Origin of the sequence: Phenylobacterium zucineum HLK1 (genome assembly GCF_000017265.1) — a bacterium.
Taxonomy (GTDB): domain Bacteria; phylum Pseudomonadota; class Alphaproteobacteria; order Caulobacterales; family Caulobacteraceae; genus Phenylobacterium; species Phenylobacterium zucineum.
The window spans coordinates 17,825-35,698 of record NC_011143.1 but is presented as its reverse complement, the minus strand read 5'-3'; the positions used below and the strand labels follow the sequence as shown (position 1 = coordinate 35,698).

Below are 17,874 nucleotides of genomic sequence, written 5' to 3'. Positions count from 1 at the left end.
GTAGCGCCGGTTCCGCGGAAACGCAGGCCCGGCGCGAGCGTTCTGCGCAGCGCTTCAGGCCAGTAAACCGCCGATGAGTCCCACGTCCTCTCAATCGCGCCGCAAGCCCGAGCCCTGTTCGAGCCCCGCGCCCGGGCGCTTCTACGCCTACGCGACCAACGAGGGCCCCTGCTCGGGTCACAAGGTTCAGGACGCCGACACCTTCACGGACGCCGCGATCGGGTTCCTCGAGTGCTGGGGTCTGGCCGACGAGGCCGCCGAGGAGGTCTCGGTCACCGTCATCGATTGCGAGAGGGGCGAAGAGCAGTGCTTCCGGATCGCCGTCGCGACCGGGGCGATGTGGGCCTGTTGAAGCTGCAGAACAAGCGGCCAACCTCGCGCAATGGAGAGTCCCTCAATTGCTGGCCCGGCGCCGAACGCTTCGCGAACAGCGGACGCCATGCGCTCGCTCTTCGGGATCTCAGCCGGGGGTCAGCGCCAGAAACGCCTCAGGGACGAGCCGGACCTTCAGCGAGCCTTCGAACGTGAAGCGCTCTCCATCGAGCAGGCCGGGAAAGGGACCATTGCCGAGCACTTCAATGGTTTCGGCCATGGCGCAATGGACGTCCGGATCGGCCCGCCAGTCGCGGAAGGCCGCGCTCAACACCAGCCGAACGGCGTCGATGGGCCCCTCCGGGTGGATAACCGCCGCCTCCAGGCGGGCCTCGCCGGGGTCGAGCCGTGCGGAGGCCAACGGGCAGAGGACGGCGACCTCGGCCCCTGTCACTGGGCGCACCTGCGGCCGGGCGGCCACCGCGTCGAGGGCTTGGCGCCAGGTGCGGCCGCCATAGAGCGCGCGCGGCAACACGTTCATCGTCCCGCCCGGCAGCGGCATCAGGAGGGGCCCGCCGGGCTCGCAGCGCTCGGCGGCGGTCCGGATCGTGCCGTCGCCGCCCAGCACGATGAGCACATCGGGCTTGTCCGCCAGCACCTCGTCGAGGACGCCCGGCAGGTCCGCGCCCAGACCGCACCAGAGGTGCGCCGGCTCCAGGCCGTGGCGCGCCAGCTGACCGCGCAGGGCCGCGCCCGTCGCGCGGCTGCACCGGCCGCTGGCGACGTTCACCACGGCCGCGATCTTAGCCGACTTCAGGTCCACGGCGGGGGTCCAGCTCATCAACATGCCGCGAAAACGGGGCAAGCCTCCGCCTTGGTTCCGCTGCGGATCGCAGGTGTTGCGTCTCAGCCTTGTCGCTGGCCGCAAGGTTCCCGACAGCGGCGATAGCCCGCGGGCGCCGCGCCTGGGCTCGAAGCGGGCGCAACGGGTAGCCTCCGCCCTTGCCAAGGTGTTATAGTATAACAATGCAGCAGCCGAACACGCTTGCCCCTGGCGCCATCTTCAACCAGGACGTGGCGGACGCTTACGACCAGCGGAACAGCGCGCTTGCGCCGATTTCCGATGGTCTGCACTTCCTCCTGCGCCTCGTTCTGGAGGATCTACCGGTCGATGCCCGGGTGTTATCCGTCGGCGTCGGGACGGGCGCGGAGATCCTGTCCCTGGCCGCAGCCTTCCCAGGGTGGTCGTTCGTCGGCGTTGACCCCTCGCCAGAGATGCTGGCCGTCGGGAGGCGCCGGCTCGAGCAAGCGGGCGTCCTGCAGCGTTGCGAGCTCCTGCAAGGCTATGCCGGTGACGCGCCTCGCGAGGAGTTCGACACCGCCGTCAGCCTGCTGGTCGCGCACTTCATCCCACGAGAAGACCGACCCGCCTTCTATGCGGCCATCCATGATCGCCTGAAGCCGCGCGGCTGCTTTGTGAGCGCCGAGATCAGCGGCGACCTGGCGGCCCCGGACTTCCCAGAGATGCTGCAGGACTGGAGACGCATTCAGCGCCTGATGGGCGCGACGCCGGAGTCGCTGGCGAAACTGGAAGCGATGATGCGGGAGGTGCTGGGCGTCCTCACCCCCGCGGAGACGGAGAGCCTGTGGAAAGCAGCGGATTTTCGCGCGCCGATCCCGTTTTTCCAAGCCTTCATGATCCGGGGCTGGCACGCGGCGCGGGACTAACCGCAACCAGGCGGGCGGGCCTGACCAACGGATATCCCTCCACGGATAGGGCGCCGGCCGCCCATCACATGCTCGCGCCAACGGGGCGATTCACGAACCGCCCAGCACGGCGTCGATCACCACCATCAGGATGAGGCCGCCCATCAGGGCGCTGGTGGCGGTCCCCTGATGGCCTTTGGTGTGAGTCTCCGGGATGATCTCGGCGCTGACGACCCAGACCATGGCGCCGGCGGCGAACGCCAGCGCCCAAGGCAACAGGCCCTCAATCCAGGACACGAGGGCGATGCCGACGAAGCCGCTGACGGGCTCCAGAAGACCGGTCAGCAGCGCCACCGAAAACGCCACCCAGCGGGGGTAGTTGATGCTGGCCAGGGCGGCGGCGACCGCAAGGCCCTCGGGCAAGTTCTGCAGGCCGATCCCCAGCGCCGCGCTCGTCCCGTTCGAGATATCGGGGCCGCCGAAGCTCACCCCGACGGCCAATCCCTCCGGGACGTTGTGGAGCGCGATCGCGATGACGATCAGCCAGATCCGCTGCAGCGACTCGGCCGGCACGCCTTCGATGCCGATGACGAAGTGTTCGTGCGGCGCATAGCGGTTGGCGAGCTGCACGGCGAACGCGCCGAGCGCCAGGCCCAGGACCACCTCCAGGTGGCCGACCACAGGCCCGGCCGTATGCGCCCCGGCCAAGTCGAGCGCTGGCGAGATGAGGGACTGGAAGGCGGCCGTCAGCATGACGCCCGCGGCGAAGCCCAGGAACGCGCCCTGCAGGCGCGGCGAAAGGGTGCGGATGAAAAAGACCGGCAAGGCGCCGACGCCGGTCGCCACGCCCGCCGCCGTGCTTCCCGCCAGGCCGGTCAGCACGAGCGGCCAATCCATGACGCCTCACGATGGAAGAAAGCGGTCGGTAAACGACGGAGGCGACAAACGGTGCCGTGGAACTGGCGCCGCCGCGGCGTGTTCGGCGGGCGACCCGCCTTCGCCGCGAGCTTCGCCATGGCCCGCCTGATCCTCCTCCGCCACGGGGAGAGCCAGTGGAACGCGACCAACCGGTTCACCGGCTGGGCTAACGTCGACCTGACCGCGGCGGGCGAAGCGCAGGCGCTGTGGGCGGGGCGCCTGCTGGCTGCGCACGAGCTGCGGGTCGCGACGGCGTTCACCTCGGTGCTGACGCGGGCCATCCGCACGCTCTGGATCGCCTTACACGCCAGCGGCCAGGCCTTCGTGCCCGAACACAAGACCTGGCGGCTCAACGAACGCCACTACGGCGGCCTCACAGGGCTCGATAAGACCGAGGCGGCGAAGCGGTTCGGCGCCGAGCAGGTCGCCCGCTGGCGGCGCGGCTACGCCGACCGACCGCCGCCGATGAACGACCCAGAACACGCGCGTCTGCAAGCCGATCGCCGCTACCGGGACACGCCTGTGCCGCGGACCGAAAGCCTCAAGGATGTCGTCGCACGGCTCGGGCCATGGCGCGCCGAGCTGGATCGCGCGCTGGAGGCCGGGCCGGTTCTGGTCGTCGCCCACGGCAACAGCCTGCGCGCCCTGGTGAGCCAGCTGTTGCGCCTGGACCCGGCCCAGGTCCCCGGTTTCGAGATCCCGCTCGCAAATCCGCTGCTTATGGAGTTGGACCCAGACGGCCGGGCGCGCGAGCCGCGTTACCTCGACGCCGACCGCGCCGCCCGGCTTCCGCACCCGGCGTGACGCCCGCTTGCGCACGCAGTGGCCTGAACCATCTTCAGCGCGACGACGAATGGACACGACGAACGCAGATCTGAGATCCGGACGGGTGATCGTCACCTACGGGCGCAGCCTGATGGCCCTGACGATCGCCCATTCCCTCGGCCGGCGGGGCGTCGAGGTGATCGGCTGCGACGACGTCGGTCTCACCGCCGTCTCCTTCTCCCGGTTCGCCAAGAAGCACTTCACGCACGCGCCGGCCGCCGAGGAACCGGAGCGCTTCATCGACGAGCTGGAAGCGGCGATCGTCCGCCACAAGCCCCAGGATGACCGCCCCTATGTGCTCATCCCCTGCTTCCAGGAGACGCGGATCATCGCGCGGCACGCCGAGCGCCTGTCACGCCACATTCGGGTCGCGGCGCCGCCGATCGACGCCATCGCCGCGGTCGACCCGAAGGACGCGCTGATGCGCACGGCCCACGCCATGGGGCTCAACGCCCCGCGCACCTGGACGGACGCCGAGCTCCGCGCCGGCGGCGCGCGGCCCGACCGGTTCCCGTTGGTCGCCAAGCCCGTTCGGGGCGTGGGCGGCCGGGGCGTGCGACGGCTGTCGGACGCCGCAGCGCTGGACTTGACGCTGGCTGGCCCGACCGAGCCCCTGCTCATCCAGGACTACGTCACAGGACAAGACTTCTGCCTGACCGCGCTCTACGACCAGGGCGTCCGGCTGGCGAGCGCCGCCTACCATAACCTGTCGCAGTTCCCCCGGGGGGCCGGCGCCGGCGTGCTGCGCGAGACGGTCGACGATCGGCCGTTCCTAGCGACGGCCGACGCCCTCTTCGGCCCGCTCGGCTGGACAGGGGTCGTCGAGGTCGACTTCCGCTGGGACGGGACAAGCGATCCCTTCCTGATCGAGGTCAATCCGCGCTTCTGGGCCGGCCTCTTCCACACAGTCGAGTCCGGCGTCGACTTTCCCTGGATGCTCTACGAGCTCGCCGTCACCGGGCGGGTGGCGACCCCGGCCGCTCCCAAGCTTGGCCAACGCACCAAGGTCGGGGCGCTGCACCTCCTTTCCGCAATCCAGGAGGTCGCGGATTCCGAAGAGGGGTTCGCGGGCCTGCGGGAGGCGTGGGGTCAATCCGTGCACCTCTTCCAATCGGGCCGGCTGTTGGACGCCTCGCGCGAGCTCGCCCGAGGCCTGGCGGCGGGGCCAGACCTCGGGCGCGCCGCCCAGCGCCTGCGCGAGGCGCTGCGCACGGCCAAGAACGCGCCGAACGAGCTCTTCCGCTCCGACGATCCGCTGGTCAGCCTCGGCGCGCTCTTCGTCGTGGCCTCGCTGATCCGTCACGGCAAGCTGCCGCCGGAACTCAAATACGATCCCGACGCGCGGGGCCTGGTGGTGGAGTGAGGCCATGGACCGCCGCCGCCCGATCATCGGCGTCACCCGCCCGAGCGTCGGCGACCTGCTGTCCTATCTCGCCATCGCCCTGGCGATCCGCCTAGCCGGAGGCCGGCCGGTACGCCTGAGCTCCACCGCCTGGGAGGGGGTGGCCTTGGACGGCCTCGTGCTGAGCGGCGGGTCGGACGTGTTCCCCAAACGGTTCCAGACCCTGCCGAAGGCCGGCTACCGGTATGACCATCCCCGGGAGCAGATGGAGCTGGCGTTGCTCGAGCGCGCCTTGGCCGAAGACCTGCCGATCCTCGGCATCTGCCGCGGCGCCCAGCTCATGAACGTGGCCGCGGGCGGCTCCCTGCACATGGACGTGGCCGAGCGCTTTCACCCGACCCCCTATCCGCAGCACTGGTTTCGACAGATCCATTTCCGCAAGGTCGTCTCGATCACCCCGGGCAGCCGCCTTCACGCCATCCTGGGCTGCGAGCGGCTATGGGTGAACTCCATCCACAGCCAGGCCGTCGACCGGCTGGGCGAGGGTCTGACCATCTGCGCGCGAGAAGCCAATGGCGTGCCGCAGGCCATCGAGCGAACCGACCGCGACTTCTGCATCGGGGTCCAGTTCCATCCCGAGCTGCTGCTGCACCGCAGACCCTTCCGGCGGCTCTTCGAAGCCCTGGTTATGGCCGCGCGCGCCTACCAGGACCATCGGCTCCGCCAGGCGGGCGACCACGCACCTTTGGGCTGGCGCGGCGGATCACGGGACCTACATCGCTCCGCGTGAGCTGAACGCAGAGGTGATGCCTTGGACAAGCCGAAGATCGGCCTCATCGTCGGATCGGTCCGCGAGAACCGGTTTGCCGACAAGGTGGCGCCCTGGATCTCCGAGCTGGCGGCGCGCCGCGACGACCTCGCCCTCGAGCTCGTCGACCTGAAGGACTACGCCCTTCCCTTCTTCTCCGATCCGGTGTCTCCGGCCTATGCGCCGTCCCCCCATCCGGAGTCCCGGCGATGGCAGGCGAAGATGGCTGAGCTGGACGGCTACCTGATGACCGCGGCCGAGTACAATCGCGGGCCCACCGGCGTGCTGAAGAACGCCCTGGACCACGCCTACCGCGAGTACAACCGCAAGCCTGTCGCCTTCGTGGGCTATGGCAGCGTCGGCGGCGCGCGCGCCGTGGAGCAGCTGCGCCTGATCGCGATCGAGCTGCAGATGGCGCCGATCCGGCATGCGGTGCACATCGGCGGCGGCGACTTCTATGCCGTGATGAAGGGCGAGACGGCGCTCAAGGAACTGCCGCATCTGGAGAAGATGGCGGACACAATGTTCGACGACCTGGCCTGGTGGGCGCGGGTCCTGAAGCAAGCCCGCGAGGGTGAACCGTCGGCGGCCAAGGCGGCCTAACCTCCGGAATGCTCGGCCCGGGGGGGCCGGGGCCGAGCACCAGACTGGAGAGTCCGCGAACGGTCGTCGTCGGGTGGAACGCCGCTCCCATTCAACTTAGACGGCTTGCGATCGTATCGCCAAGGTCCTGCGCTCGATGCGTGTAGTCGCGTGGTTGCAAGGTTGCTGGTCAGCCCGCGCAGGCTGAGCTAAATCCTGAGTTGACGCGGAAGGCTTCATCACCTGTCTGCGTCCCGCACCGAGGTGCGGAACAGCTTTGGGCCGACCTATGTCGGGCGGCCCGCGGAATACAACACCCGTTCGAGTGGCGGGCTCTGCTTGCCGCCTTGGGGAATACGTGGGGCGTGCTTCGCCCAAAGCTGTGCACGTGATGAACCGTCCCGGCGCCAGGCCGGGTTGGCCAGGGGGAGTGTACATGGCGCGCGCCGACACCGGTCCTGATCCCATCGATGTGCACGTGGGTCTGCGTGTGCGCCTACGGCGTAAGGCGCTTGGCCTCACTCAGCAGAGCCTGGCCGAGGCGCTCGATCTCACCTTCCAGCAGGTGCAGAAGTACGAGCGCGGCGCGAACCGGATCAGCGCCTCCACCCTCTTCCGCATCTCCCAGGTGTTGGAGGTTCCGGTAAGCTATTTTTTCGACGGGCTGCATGACCCCGCGAAGGTGGCGGGCGAGCGCTTTGCCCAGGTCTACGACACGGTCCTGCAGGATCTGCTCCTTGAGCCGAACGGCCCCGCGCTCGCAGAAGCCTTCCTGAGCATCCGCCGGCGCGGGATCCGCAAGAGCGTCACCGATCTGGTGCGGGCCATCGCCGCGAACGACGAGGCGGGACAGGTCGGGAATGAAGCGGACGACCCCTCCGCGTCAGGACGCGCCGCCGCCGAATGAGGAAGCGCGACGGCCTCCTCCTCGCCCCGATCGTTCTGGTGGGCGCGACGATGGCGAGCTTCGCCGTCAGCCCGAAACCGCTCGCCGAGCCGCTGCTGTGGACGATTACCAGCCTCTCCGCTCTTGCGATCGGGGCCTATGTGCTGATCGCGCGGCGCGAGTCCGACCCGCGGGACAACAAGGGTCGGGCGTGTCGGCCCGAGACCGCGAGTGACGAGGACGAGCGCCGACGCAAGGATGGGCGGGACGTGACCTAAGGACTCGACGGGACCCGCGCCTGCTCCACGATCTCGATGAGTTCGATGCGGATCGGATTCCGCAGGACAGCCTCGCAGCAAACCGACGGCCTCGCGGCTGACGAAAAGCGGCCCCGAGCCACGGGCTCGGAGCCGCCGTAGAACGCCGGGGCTTGGGGGGTGGAGGCGTCCCAGCACACCTTAGGGCGGCGAGCTTTCGGGCAGCAAGAGGGCGGCGCGGGACCCCGCACTTCATCTCTTGCGCGACGAAGCCGCCGCCATAGATCAGCCTTCGGCTGGCTCTGCCGGTCGAACTCTGTCGAGGATGCGGGAGATGATCACGACGGTGCGGCCCTCGGCCCGCCGGCGACGCAACCGGCGCGCGGCGCGGATCGGTGTCAGCCTTGCGGGCGCGCTCGCGGTGCTGGCCGCCGTTCCGGCTGCGCAATCGGTGGCGCACGATCCGCTCGTCTGTTTCGTCGATGCTCAGGGACGCAAGGTGCGGATCGGGGACACGGTGCGCGACCGGTTGGGCCGGGAGATCGGCTGGATCTCCGGCAGCCAGTGCGCCGCGAACACGCCGCCGGGCAAGCTGCGCATCGTTCCGAACCTCTATGGCCCCGTTGACCCCATCGAGGTGGACGCTGGCGTCCTCCTGAGCGCCGACAAGGACGTCGTCCTGGCGCTCTCGGCCGACGAGCTCGACCGCAGCCTCCAGTACGCGCGCACCGATAGCCGCGAGGCGCCCAGCTAAGGGAACAGCTTGGCCGTTCGGCGCGTTTGCGCGCGCGCATCTCGGGGGCGGGCTGCGCCCCCTTCGCAGCAGAAGGGAAAACCGCATGAAGATTGCACAGGTCGCTCCCCTCTATGAGGCGGTCCCGCCGCGGCTGTACGGCGGAACGGAGCGTGTGGTGGCCCACCTGACCGACGCCCTGGTGTCGCTCGGCCACGAAGTGACCCTGTTCGCCAGCGGCGAGGCGCAGACGCGCGCCAAGCTCGTGCCCGTCCGCGACCAGGCGATCCGGCTGGATCCTGCGCCGCTGAAGTCGGACGTCGCGGCCCATCTGGCGCAGCTCGCCGAGGTCAAGCGCCGCGCCGACGAGTTCGACATAATCCACTTCCACACCGACCTGCTGCACTTCCCGATGTTCGCGGACCTGGCGGAAAAGACCGTCACCACCCTGCACGGGCGGCTGGACCTGAAGGATCTGCCGGAGGCCTACCGGCGCTGGCCGGCCTTCCCGTTGGTCTCGATCAGCGACGATCAGCGAAAGCCCCTGCCCTTCGCCAACTGGATCGGGACCGTGCACCACGGCTTCCCGCCCGAGCACTACACCTTCCATGTCCGCAGCGAGGGATACCTGGCCTTCCTCGGACGGATCTCCCCGGAAAAGCGTCCCGACCGTGCGATCCAGATCGCGCAACGAGCCGGCAAGCGCCTGAAGATCGCCGCCAAGGTCGACGCCGCCGACCGCGCCTACTTCAACGAGGTGATCGAGCCCATGATCCGCAACGAGCCCCTGGTGGAGTTCGTCGGCGAGATCAACGACGCCCAGAAGTCGGCCTTCCTCGGGGGCGCGGACGCGCTGCTGTTCCCCATCGACTGGCCGGAACCCTTCGGGCTGGTAATGATCGAGGCCATGGCCTGCGGCACGCCGGTGATCGCCTGGAACTGCGGCTCGGTGCCGGAGGTGGTGGAGCCCGGGCTTACCGGCTTCATCGTCGAGAGCCTGGAGGACGCGGTGGCGGCCGTCGGTCGCGTGGGCGAGCTGCGCCGCAGCGCCGTCCGCACGCGCTTTGAGACGCGCTTCTCGGCGCTCGCCATGGCGCGCCGTTACGCCGCGCTTTACGCCGGCCTCCGCCAGCCGGAGCCTGGGCCGGTGGCCAAGGCGGCCGGCTCGTCCGTGAAAGCCGTCGCCGCGTGAAGGAGCTGGGGGACCTTCGATGGATGATCTGGCGCTTGCGCCGGAGGCGCACTTCGAGGCGGCGAGCGAGCGCGAGCAGCGCTCGCCCGACCGCCTCTTCACCCTGAAGGAGGGCGATGTCTTCCTGGTCTGCGACGCCTCAGGGGATATCCACGGCGTCGCCGACGGGCTCTTCCACAATGACACGCGGTTGCTCTCGCGGCTGATCCTGCGGCTGGACGGCAGCCCGCCGGCGCTCCTGAGCAGCGCGGTCGGGCGCGACAACGTCATCTTTACGGCCAACGCCACCAACCGCCCGCTGACGCCGATCGGCGCGGTGACCACGCCCGAAGGGGTGGTGCATCTGGAGCGGAAGCGGCTGGTCTGGGACGGTCGCCTCTACGAGCGCATCCGCTGCGTGAACTACGGCGACGCGCCGGCCACCCTGCCCCTCGACTTCAGCTTCGACGCCGACTTCAAGGACATGTTCGAGGTGCGGGGCCAGACCCGCGCCCAGAGGGGGCGCAGGGGCGCGCCGACCGTTCTGCCGAACGGGGTGAAGTTCCAGTACGAAGGCCTCGACGGCGCGCGGCGCGAATGCGTGATCGCCTTCTCGGAAAAGCCGGCGCATCTCGACGCGCACCATGCGAGCGTTCGCCTCGAGCTCGCGCCCCGCGCCCCAAAGGACCTCTATCTTGAGGTGGGACCGGAAGAGGGACCGCCGCCCGCCGCACGACGTTTCCGGCGCGCCAGCCTGGTCGCCAAGGCGGCCATGCGGCGGCGTCTGCGTCGCGGCGGTCGCGTGCAGACCTGCGGGCGGCTGTTCAACGCCTGGCTGGACAAGTCGCGAGCGGACCTGGCGCTGCTCACCACGGACCTCCCCACCGGTCCCTATCCTTACGCGGGCATCCCCTGGTTTTCGACGACCTTCGGCCGGGACGCGATCATCACGGCCTGGCAATTACTCTGGCTCGACCCCAGCCTCGCCAAGGGCGTCCTGGCCTATCTCGCCCACACCCAGGCCGAAGAGCATTCAAGCTTCCGGGACGCGGCGCCGGGCAAGATCCTGCACGAGGCGCGAAGGGGCGAAATGGCCGCCCAGGGCGAGGTGCCCTTCGGGCGCTACTATGGCGGCGTCGACACCACCTGCCTCTTCGTCGCCCTGGCCGCCGCCTACGCCGAGCGGACTGGCGACCGGCCGTTCCTCGACCAGATCTGGCCAGCGCTGCTCGCGGCCACGGAATGGATGGACAGCTTCGCGACGTCCGATCCGCTGGGCCTCATCCGCTATGAGCGGGGCGCCAAGACCGGTCTCCTGAATCAGGGCTGGAAGGATAGCCACGACTCCATCTTCCACGCCGACGGGCGGACCCCGGAGGGCCCCATCGCCTTGGTGGAGGTCCAAGGCTACGCTTACGCCGCCTATTGCGGCATGGCGCGCCTCGCCGCCACCCGCTTCGACCGCGACCGGGCCGAGGCGTGGCGGCGGCGCGCCGAGCAGATCCGCCAGGCCGTAGAGGCGCGGTTCTGGATGCCGGAGCTGAGCTATTACGGCATCGCCCTCGATGGCGAGAACGCCCTCTGTGAGGTGAAGGCCTCCAACGCGGGGCACCTGCTGTTCGTGGGACTGCCCTCGCCGGATCGGGCGCAGGCGGTGATGCGCACGCTTCTGGGCGGCGGCTTCGCCAACGGCTGGGGGTTGCGCACCCTGGCCAGCGACCAGCCGCGGTACAACCCGATGTCCTATCACAACGGCTCGGTCTGGCCGCACGACACGGCGCTCTGCGCCATCGGCTTCCGGCGATACGGCGGAGCCGACGCCGTCCCGCGTCTGCTGTCGGCGCTGTTCGAGGCGGCGGTCCACTTCGACATGCGCCTCCCCGAGCTTTTCTGCGGCTTCCCGCGGCACGCCGGCGAGCCGCCGGTGGCCTACCCGGTGGCTTGCCTGCCGCAGGCCTGGGCGGCGGCCTCAGTGTTCGGGATCCTGCAGGCCTGCCTCGGGCTGCACGTGGACGGCTGGCGCCATGAGCTGCATGTGCGCTCCCCGCGGCTGCCTTGGGGCATCAGCGAACTCAGGCTGGAGAACCTTCCCGTCGGCGAGCGCCGGCTCGACCTCGTGTTCTGCGAGGCCGATGGTCGAGTGATGGTGCTCCCGGGGCGCAACGAGGAACAGGGCGTTCCCTTGATCACCCACACCTGAGGACAGACGAGGAACTGAACGAACGGAGCAAGTGGCGAGATGCGCGTGAGAGTTTGGATCGAGGGGCCTGATGGCCCCTCCCGGGACTTCGAACTGGTGAGTCCGCCGCGGGTGGGCGAACGCATCTGCATCGCCACCACGCACGGCCTCGAAGAGGGCGTCGTGGAGTCGATCACCTGGCAGCTGCAGGCGGTGGAGGCCACGACGACGGAACTCCTCCTTGAAGGCGACCCTCCAGGCTCGGTGAGCCTCCTCCAGGTGGTTTGCCGCCGGCCGCCCGACGCGCTGCACCAGGCTCTGGCCGCCTCTGCGGCCTCGGAGCAGGCGTCAGCGCCCGATCGCTGACGAGAGAGGTTGAGGGCGTCATTTGTGAAGGGCGGAACGTGCATTTAATTGCTCGGCCGCTGCAACCTGCTGCGCCGCCTGGCGCTTCTTCAGACGAGTTGCGGCGAGCAGCTCAATCACGAACCGCGCGTCGCTGGACGCCCGCTCCGGCGACCTCTTCTGGCCAATGGAGACGCCCAGATGTCCCAATCGCTCACGCCCTTCGGCGGCGCCGACCCCCTGCTTTCCCTGCACCGCGAGATGAACCGCCTGTTCGACGACGTCTTCCGCGGATCGCGCAGCTTCGCACCGCCGGCGACACAGGGCAGCGGGTCCACCCCCTCGACCTTCAACGCCAGCATGGACGTGGCCGAGACTGACAAGGAGGTCCGCGTCTGTGTCGAGCTCCCAGGCGTCGACGAGAAGGACATCGACGTCACGTTGGACAACGACCTGCTCACCATCCGCGGCGAGAAGAAGTTCGAGCAGGAGAAGGGCGACGAGAAGACCAATTATCATTTCGTCGAACGCGGCTACGGCCGCTTCCAGCGTTCGCTGCGGCTCCCCTTCCAGGCCAATCCTGACGAGGTGAAGGCCAGCTACAACAACGGCGTCTTGACTGTCACAGTGCCGAAGAGCGCCCAGCAGGCCCGCTCCCGGCGCATCCAGATCCAAGGGTCGGCAGGCCAGCAATCGGCCACAGGCCAGGCGCAGACAACAGCCCAGACCGGTGAGCAGGAGAACCGGGGCCAGGCGGGCACCCACTGACACCAACAACGCCGGGAAGGGGCGCTGCCGCCCCTCCCCTCCGCCTAAAAGGGGATAGCTAGAAGCTTCGTCCCTGTTCGCGGCGGCACGCGCTCTCCTCAAGAGCGCGGAACTGGGCTGCGATCTTGAGCAGGGCTTCCTGCTCGAACGATCCGGTCGTGATGCGCCGCGCCGGCGCCTCGGCTTCCTCGGCACGCTGGCGGTAGAAGGCGGCGCTTGTGCTGCAGACGTTGTTCTGGGAGCGGCCCAACGAAGTCTGGTCCTCTTCACGACTTTGTCGATGCCAACCATTTCGCGGTTAGAGCGCTGTTTCGCACGCCGCTCGAACGACGCCAATGACCTTCCAGTACGGCTCAGCTGGCGCAAGATCGGCCTTGAGCGCTAAGATTCGCTGGCGTCGCCGCGAAGGAGCGTTGGGATGCTCGGTCGAGTCGCTCGTTGGACCGTGTGGCTGCTGGTGCTGTGGTTCGCGCTCAGCTTTGTGCCCGTCATTTTGCGCATGAGCCGAGATCAACTGGCGACGCTCGGAGTGTTCGTCCTGTCTGTTTTGGGGTTCATGGTTATGGGAAGTATCCTCTACCCCCGAGGACGGCGCTGGCGGCACGACGAAGACGAAGGGTCGCGCCTGCTGGAATGGCAGAACCGTGAGACCCTCGATTCATATCGGAGCGACCGCAGCGACTGGTAGAGGGTCCGCCGCGTCACCGCCGTCTCACTCGTTCGGGGCCCTCGGCCCGCTCTGAAGGACGCTCATGCTCCCGGGTGGAGCTCTTCACCTTAGGCTGGGCGAACCTGGCGCCGTTCTCGATCCGCTCCGCCGCCCTTGCCCGAGCCCCGGCGACAACCCGCTGAGCCGCCTCCGGCTCGAGGCGCTGACGCGCTACGCTGGCGATCACGCCCAGGGTCGCCTGCGCGGCTTTCAGCTCCGGGTCGCGGGCCGCGTTGGCGGGGGTACTCTGCCGAAGCCGCTCGGCCTCGACAGTCCAGCGGTTGCGCTGACGCGCCTCGCCGTTGCGGTCTGAGACGCGGTCCACGCCCTCGCGACGAAGGGTGATCTCGTCGCCGACTTTGGCGCCGGATCGGGCGATCGCCGCCGGCAACGACACCCCCCAGACTTGCACCGGCTGGCCCTCCGCTAGCTGGATACGCACGAAGGGCGCTGGCGGCGCGCCATCGCGGCCTCGAAACGGCCCACGCCCTACCTCGATCAATCGACCGCGGACTCCCGCGTCGTAGTCGATCCGCTCTCGCGACGAGGGCGTCCCAGCCTTCGAGCGGGGCTCGCTTCGATCCCGCGATGGCGCGGGGCTGAGCGAACCTTTGTCATGGGCGTGGCTGCGACGCTCGAGTTCCTGGAAGTCGCGCTGGTTGGGGCGAAAGCCCCGGACCTCCAGGCCGCGGCTCTGCGCCTCCAGCCAAACCTCCCGCTTGAAGTCCTCTGTTCCGCGCACCTGAAGGGCCCGCCAGCCCCGATGCTCGGCAATGTCCACCATGTCCCGGATGGTGTTCGGGTTGGTTTCCGACGTCGAGAGCCGCCCGCCGGTGTCTCGGAACGCGGGCTTTGGCGCATTGTACTCGGCGTAGAAGGCGAGCGCGCTGACGGTCGCCTCCGTGAAGTAGCGTTTGCGCAGCGCGTCCGGCACATCTCCCTTTTCCGTCGAGATGCGCCGGTCCGAGGCATCTTTCAGGGTCTCGCGAGTGGGCGCGACCTCGCCGTCGGCTGCTCGCCGCTGTCGCTTGGCGGGTGGCGCCTGCGGCTCCCGATCCTTGCCCGTGTCATCGGCTGTCTCGGACATCCTCGCCCTCCTACCGCGCAATCAGCGCGTCGTGGTCATCCCGTTCCTGCTGGCGGTGCACGTCGATTTCAAACTCGTCCTCGAGGGCCCGGTCCAGCGCGGCCCGGTCGATGTAAGCTTCGGCCCATCGCGCCACCTCTTCCTCGCTCGCCCGTTCGGGCGGAGCGTCCATGTCCACGGCCTCAAGGGCCAAGGAGATCATCTCTGGCGACAGCATCTCCTCGCCGGCCGCTTCGCCTTCCGTAAGGCCTCGCAGGCTCGGTTCGAGCGTTCCGCCGCCATCGGCCGAGCTGTGCGGCGCGGGGCCCGCGACTGGCCTCGAGGGCGGGATCGGCGGCGGCAGAAGCCGGGAAGCGAAATCCGCCTCCGCGTAGTAGCGAAGCTTGCGCCCGCGCACCGGCGGCATACCTGCGCGCAGCACCACGAGCTGGTCGGGCGGCAGCTGCATCAGTTCTTGGGGCAGCATGAGCGCGCGGCGCTGCTCGGAATCCGTTGTCGTGCGGCGGCCGCCGGCCAGCAGCACGCTCGGGCGGCTACGCGACTGCGAGCCCGTCGTGTAGTAGCCGAGACGATCGCTCAGCTCCTGAGCGACCTTTAGCTCCTTGGGCGCGAAGACCACCTCCACCCCGCAGTTGGAGATGATCTCCTCTGCGATGTCGTGGCCGTACTCGGCGCGCAGCTGTGAGGGGCTCTGCAGCACAGCGAGGAACCTCAAGCCGTACCCGGCCACGAAGGAGAAGCCTCGGGCGATCACCGGCGCCGAGCCCAATCTGGCGAACTCGTCGAGCAGCACGAGGATTTGGCGAGGCTCGCGCTCCTGCCGCGGCAGCTGACGGGTGTTTAGGTCGACCAGCTGCTGGAAGAGGAGGTTGTAGAGCGGCTGGACGCGCGCCAGGTTGTCCGGCGAGGCCCCCAGATAGAGGGTCGTCGGCGCCTCGCGCAGCCGACGCAGATCAAAGTCGCTCTCCCTGGTCGCAGCATCGACCAGTGGATTGAGCCAGAGGTTCAGGCGCGACGTGAGGGTCTGGCGCACCGAGGCGAAGGTGTTCTCGGATGCGGCGCAGAAGTCCGTCAGCGCGTTGACGCATCCCGCCGAGAGCGGCTGATTGCCGGCCGCGCGATCGGCGATGATGTCGGGGAAGCGCGTCCGTGGGTTGCCTACGGTGAGCTGCCGATAGATCTCCCCGATTGTGAAGGGCAGCTCGGGCGTCTCGGCGATGTAGGCGCCGACGCCCACGAAGCCGGTTCGAGAGGCTTCGGCCCAAAACGGATCCGTGCGTTCGGGGGCGGTGAACAGCATGCCGGCGATCTTCTGCAGTTCGTCCAGCACCTCGATCGGCGAGCCGCGGTCGATGTAGGCCAGCGGATTGAAGCGCGACGTCCGCCCATCCGGGGCAAGGGGATCGAACAGGTGCACGGCTTGGCCGTGCGCTGCCCGGAAGCCTGCTGACGCCTCGTAGTTCTCCCGCTTGATGTCGAGCACGACGGCGGAGTCGGGCCAGTCCAAGAGGTTAGGATGCGAATTCCACGCGATCGCGGGCACGAATTCCACGGCAAGGTGGGCGCGGATTCCACGCGAAGGTGGGCACGGATTCCACGGGATCATGGGCGCCCTCTGATCTGAGGGGGTGAGCGCGGTTCGGCCGACAATCTGAGGGCTAAAGGTCCCCTGTGCTGAGCAGAGGGGGCCCGATGCCGACCGAGAGATTGTCGATGCGCCGGATAAGAGAGTTGTTGCGCCTGAGGTTCGAGGTCGGCCTGAGCACCAGGCTGATCGCGACGTCGCTGGGGATCAGCAAAGGCGCTGTGGGCGACTACCTGCAGCGGGTTCAAGTCGCCGGGCTGGGCTGGCCGCTGCCCGAGGACTTGGACGACACGGTGCTTGAGCGGCGGCTTTTCCCCGGGCCGCCGCCAAGCAAGGCACCGCGGGCCGAGCCGGACTGGGCCGCCGTGGACCGAGAGCTGCGGCGCAAAGGCGTGACCCGATCTCTGCTCTGGCAGGAATATCGGGCCGAACATCCCGATGGGTACGGCTACGCCTGGTTTTGCGAGCACTATGAAGCCTGGAAGGCGCGGCGATCGCCGACGATGCGCCAGAAGCACCTGGCGGGCGACAAGGTCTTCGTCGACTACGCCGGCGATCCGATCGAGCTGATCGATCCCGAGACCGGCGAGGCCCGGCCGATGAAGCTCTTCGTGGCGGCCATGGGGGCGTCGAGCTACGTCTACGCCGAGGCGCGGCCCAGCGAAGGCTTGGCGGACTGGATCGGTTGTCATGTCGGGCTCTTCGCCTTCCTCGGCGGCGTGCCGGCGACCATCGTCTGCGACAACCTCAAGGCCGGCGTGGCGCGCGGCGACCGCTACGAGCCGCAGATCAACCGGACCTACCAGGACCTGGCGCGGCACTACGGAACCGCGGTGATCCCGGCCCGGCCGTACAAGCCGCGTGACAAGGCGAAGGTGGAGCAGGCCGTGCTGCTCGCCGAGCGCTGGATCCTGGCGCGGCTGCGCAACCTACGCTTCTTCAGCCTGGTCGAGCTGAACGCGGCGATCGCCGAGCTCGTCGCAGAGCTCAATGCCCGGGTGATGCGCGCCTACGGCGCGAGCCGCGCGGAGCTCTTCGCGGCGGTGGATGTCCCGGCGCTGAAGCCGCTGCCGGCCGAGCCCTACGCCTTCGCCGAATGGAAGATCTGCCGGGTGGCGCTCGACTACCATGTCGAGATCGACGGCTCCTGGTACTCCGTCCCCTATCGGCTGATCCGCGAGCAGGTGGACGTGCGGGCCAGCGAGCGCACGGTGGAGATCTTCCACAAGGGCCAACGCGTCGCCAGCCACGCCCGATCTCCCGGACGTCGCGGACACACGACGATCCCCGAGCACATGCCCAGCTCGCATCGGCGCCACGCGGAATGGACGCCGGCGCGGCTGATGGCGAGCGCCGGGAAGATCGGTCCCGCCGCGGCGGCGCTGATCTCCGCCATCATGGCCGAGCGGCCGCATCCCGAGCAGGGCTTCCGCAGCTGCATGGGCATCCTCGCGCTGGAGAAGACCTATGGCCGCGCCCGGCTCGAGGCGGCCTGCCAGCGCGCCGCCCAGATCAAGGCGCGCTCGGCGAGCTCCGTCCGCTCGATCCTCCAGACTGGCCTCGACCGCGGCTTCCTCGAGCCCGAGCCGGATCACGAGCCCCTGCGCCACGGCAACATCCGCGGCCGCAACTACTTCCACTGATCCTCAAACCAGGAGAC

Annotated in this window: 20 protein-coding genes; 15 read left to right on the top strand and 5 right to left on the bottom strand. The window is 68.9% G+C overall.

Annotated features, from left to right (window positions below; translation table 11 throughout):
• Positions 1–73: 73 nt before the first annotated feature.
• The gene (locus tag PHZ_RS19710) at positions 74–352 is read left to right on the top strand and encodes a DUF5961 family protein (protein ID WP_041374468.1); all 279 of its coding nucleotides are present in this window, start codon (positions 74–76) and stop codon (positions 350–352) included.
• Between the two features lie 108 nt (positions 353–460).
• Here the strand turns inward: PHZ_RS19710 and PHZ_RS19705 are convergent, their stop codons facing one another.
• The gene (locus tag PHZ_RS19705; RefSeq protein ID WP_236611940.1) at positions 461–1,153 is read right to left on the bottom strand and encodes a diacylglycerol/lipid kinase family protein; all 693 of its coding nucleotides are present in this window, start codon (positions 1,151–1,153) and stop codon (positions 461–463) included.
• Between the two features lie 185 nt (positions 1,154–1,338).
• Here PHZ_RS19705 and PHZ_RS19700 point away from each other — a divergent pair, with 185 nt between their 5' ends.
• Entirely contained in the window at positions 1,339–2,040 is a 702-nt protein-coding gene (locus PHZ_RS19700) for a class I SAM-dependent methyltransferase (RefSeq protein WP_012520273.1), read from the top strand.
• A 90-nt stretch (positions 2,041–2,130) separates the two neighbouring features.
• On the opposite strand, the gene PHZ_RS19695 is transcribed toward PHZ_RS19700, so the two are convergent.
• Positions 2,131–2,916 (bottom strand): ZIP family metal transporter, encoded by a 786-nt coding sequence (locus tag PHZ_RS19695; protein WP_012520272.1) that lies wholly within the window; start codon positions 2,914–2,916, stop codon positions 2,131–2,133.
• Positions 2,917–3,033: 117 nt separating this feature from the next.
• On the opposite strand from PHZ_RS19695, the gene PHZ_RS19690 reads away from it, so the two are divergent.
• The 11 genes from PHZ_RS19690 (at position 3,034) to PHZ_RS19640 (ending at position 12,833) form a co-directional block, all read left to right on the top strand.
• Positions 3,034–3,741, top strand: a complete 708-nt coding sequence (locus PHZ_RS19690; protein ID WP_012520271.1) for a 2,3-bisphosphoglycerate-dependent phosphoglycerate mutase — start codon at positions 3,034–3,036, stop codon at positions 3,739–3,741.
• A 49-nt stretch (positions 3,742–3,790) separates the two neighbouring features.
• Positions 3,791–5,125 (top strand): carboxylate--amine ligase, encoded by a 1,335-nt coding sequence (locus PHZ_RS19685; RefSeq protein WP_236611939.1) that lies wholly within the window; start codon positions 3,791–3,793, stop codon positions 5,123–5,125.
• Positions 5,126–5,129: 4 nt separating this feature from the next.
• Entirely contained in the window at positions 5,130–5,894 is a 765-nt protein-coding gene (locus PHZ_RS19680; protein WP_012520269.1) for a gamma-glutamyl-gamma-aminobutyrate hydrolase family protein, read from the top strand.
• A gap of 21 nt (positions 5,895–5,915) precedes the next feature.
• Positions 5,916–6,515 (top strand): NADPH-dependent FMN reductase, encoded by a 600-nt coding sequence (locus PHZ_RS19675; protein WP_012520268.1) that lies wholly within the window; start codon positions 5,916–5,918, stop codon positions 6,513–6,515.
• 415 nt (positions 6,516–6,930) lie between these two features.
• Positions 6,931–7,401, top strand: coding sequence for a helix-turn-helix domain-containing protein (locus PHZ_RS19670; RefSeq protein ID WP_049758469.1), 471 nt, complete (start codon positions 6,931–6,933; stop codon positions 7,399–7,401).
• Positions 7,398–7,658 carry a hypothetical protein gene (locus PHZ_RS19665; protein WP_041374466.1) on the top strand — a complete coding sequence of 87 codons (261 nt, stop codon included), beginning with the start codon at positions 7,398–7,400 and terminating at the stop codon, positions 7,656–7,658. Before PHZ_RS19670 ends, PHZ_RS19665 begins: the two co-directional genes overlap by 4 nt.
• A 313-nt stretch (positions 7,659–7,971) precedes the next feature.
• Positions 7,972–8,391, top strand: coding sequence for a hypothetical protein (locus PHZ_RS19660; RefSeq protein WP_041374465.1), 420 nt, complete (start codon positions 7,972–7,974; stop codon positions 8,389–8,391).
• A gap of 85 nt (positions 8,392–8,476) precedes the next feature.
• A complete protein-coding gene (locus PHZ_RS19655) occupies positions 8,477–9,562 on the top strand; it encodes a glycosyltransferase family 4 protein (RefSeq protein WP_012520266.1) in 1,086 nt (361 codons plus the stop codon).
• A 19-nt stretch (positions 9,563–9,581) separates the two neighbouring features.
• Positions 9,582–11,741 carry an amylo-alpha-1,6-glucosidase gene (locus PHZ_RS19650; protein WP_012520265.1) on the top strand — a complete coding sequence of 720 codons (2,160 nt, stop codon included), beginning with the start codon at positions 9,582–9,584 and terminating at the stop codon, positions 11,739–11,741.
• Positions 11,742–11,780: 39 nt separating this feature from the next.
• Positions 11,781–12,086, top strand: coding sequence for a hypothetical protein (locus tag PHZ_RS19645; RefSeq protein ID WP_012520264.1), 306 nt, complete (start codon positions 11,781–11,783; stop codon positions 12,084–12,086).
• A gap of 180 nt (positions 12,087–12,266) precedes the next feature.
• Complete coding sequence (locus PHZ_RS19640; RefSeq protein ID WP_041374464.1) at positions 12,267–12,833, top strand: Hsp20/alpha crystallin family protein; 567 nt, start codon at positions 12,267–12,269, stop codon at positions 12,831–12,833.
• A gap of 58 nt (positions 12,834–12,891) precedes the next feature.
• Here PHZ_RS19640 and PHZ_RS19635 read toward each other — a convergent pair whose 3' ends face one another.
• On the bottom strand, positions 12,892–13,083 hold the full coding sequence (locus PHZ_RS19635) for a hypothetical protein (RefSeq protein ID WP_041374463.1): 192 nt from the start codon (positions 13,081–13,083) through the stop codon (positions 12,892–12,894).
• Positions 13,084–13,251: 168 nt separating this feature from the next.
• On the opposite strand from PHZ_RS19635, the gene PHZ_RS19630 reads away from it, so the two are divergent.
• Positions 13,252–13,521 carry a hypothetical protein gene (locus PHZ_RS19630; RefSeq protein WP_041374462.1) on the top strand — a complete coding sequence of 90 codons (270 nt, stop codon included), beginning with the start codon at positions 13,252–13,254 and terminating at the stop codon, positions 13,519–13,521.
• A gap of 13 nt (positions 13,522–13,534) precedes the next feature.
• Here the strand turns inward: PHZ_RS19630 and PHZ_RS21950 are convergent, their stop codons facing one another.
• Both PHZ_RS21950 and PHZ_RS19620 read right to left on the bottom strand, forming a co-directional pair.
• Positions 13,535–14,629, bottom strand: a complete 1,095-nt coding sequence (locus PHZ_RS21950) for an LPD7 domain-containing protein (RefSeq protein ID WP_012520262.1) — start codon at positions 14,627–14,629, stop codon at positions 13,535–13,537.
• 10 nt (positions 14,630–14,639) lie between these two features.
• Positions 14,640–16,136, bottom strand: a complete 1,497-nt coding sequence (locus PHZ_RS19620) for a type IV secretory system conjugative DNA transfer family protein (protein ID WP_049758468.1) — start codon at positions 16,134–16,136, stop codon at positions 14,640–14,642.
• Positions 16,137–16,321: 185 nt separating this feature from the next.
• Here PHZ_RS19620 and istA point away from each other — a divergent pair, with 185 nt between their 5' ends.
• Complete coding sequence (gene istA, locus PHZ_RS19615; RefSeq protein WP_012520261.1) at positions 16,322–17,857, top strand: IS21 family transposase; 1,536 nt, start codon at positions 16,322–16,324, stop codon at positions 17,855–17,857.
• Positions 17,858–17,874 lie beyond the last annotated feature (17 nt).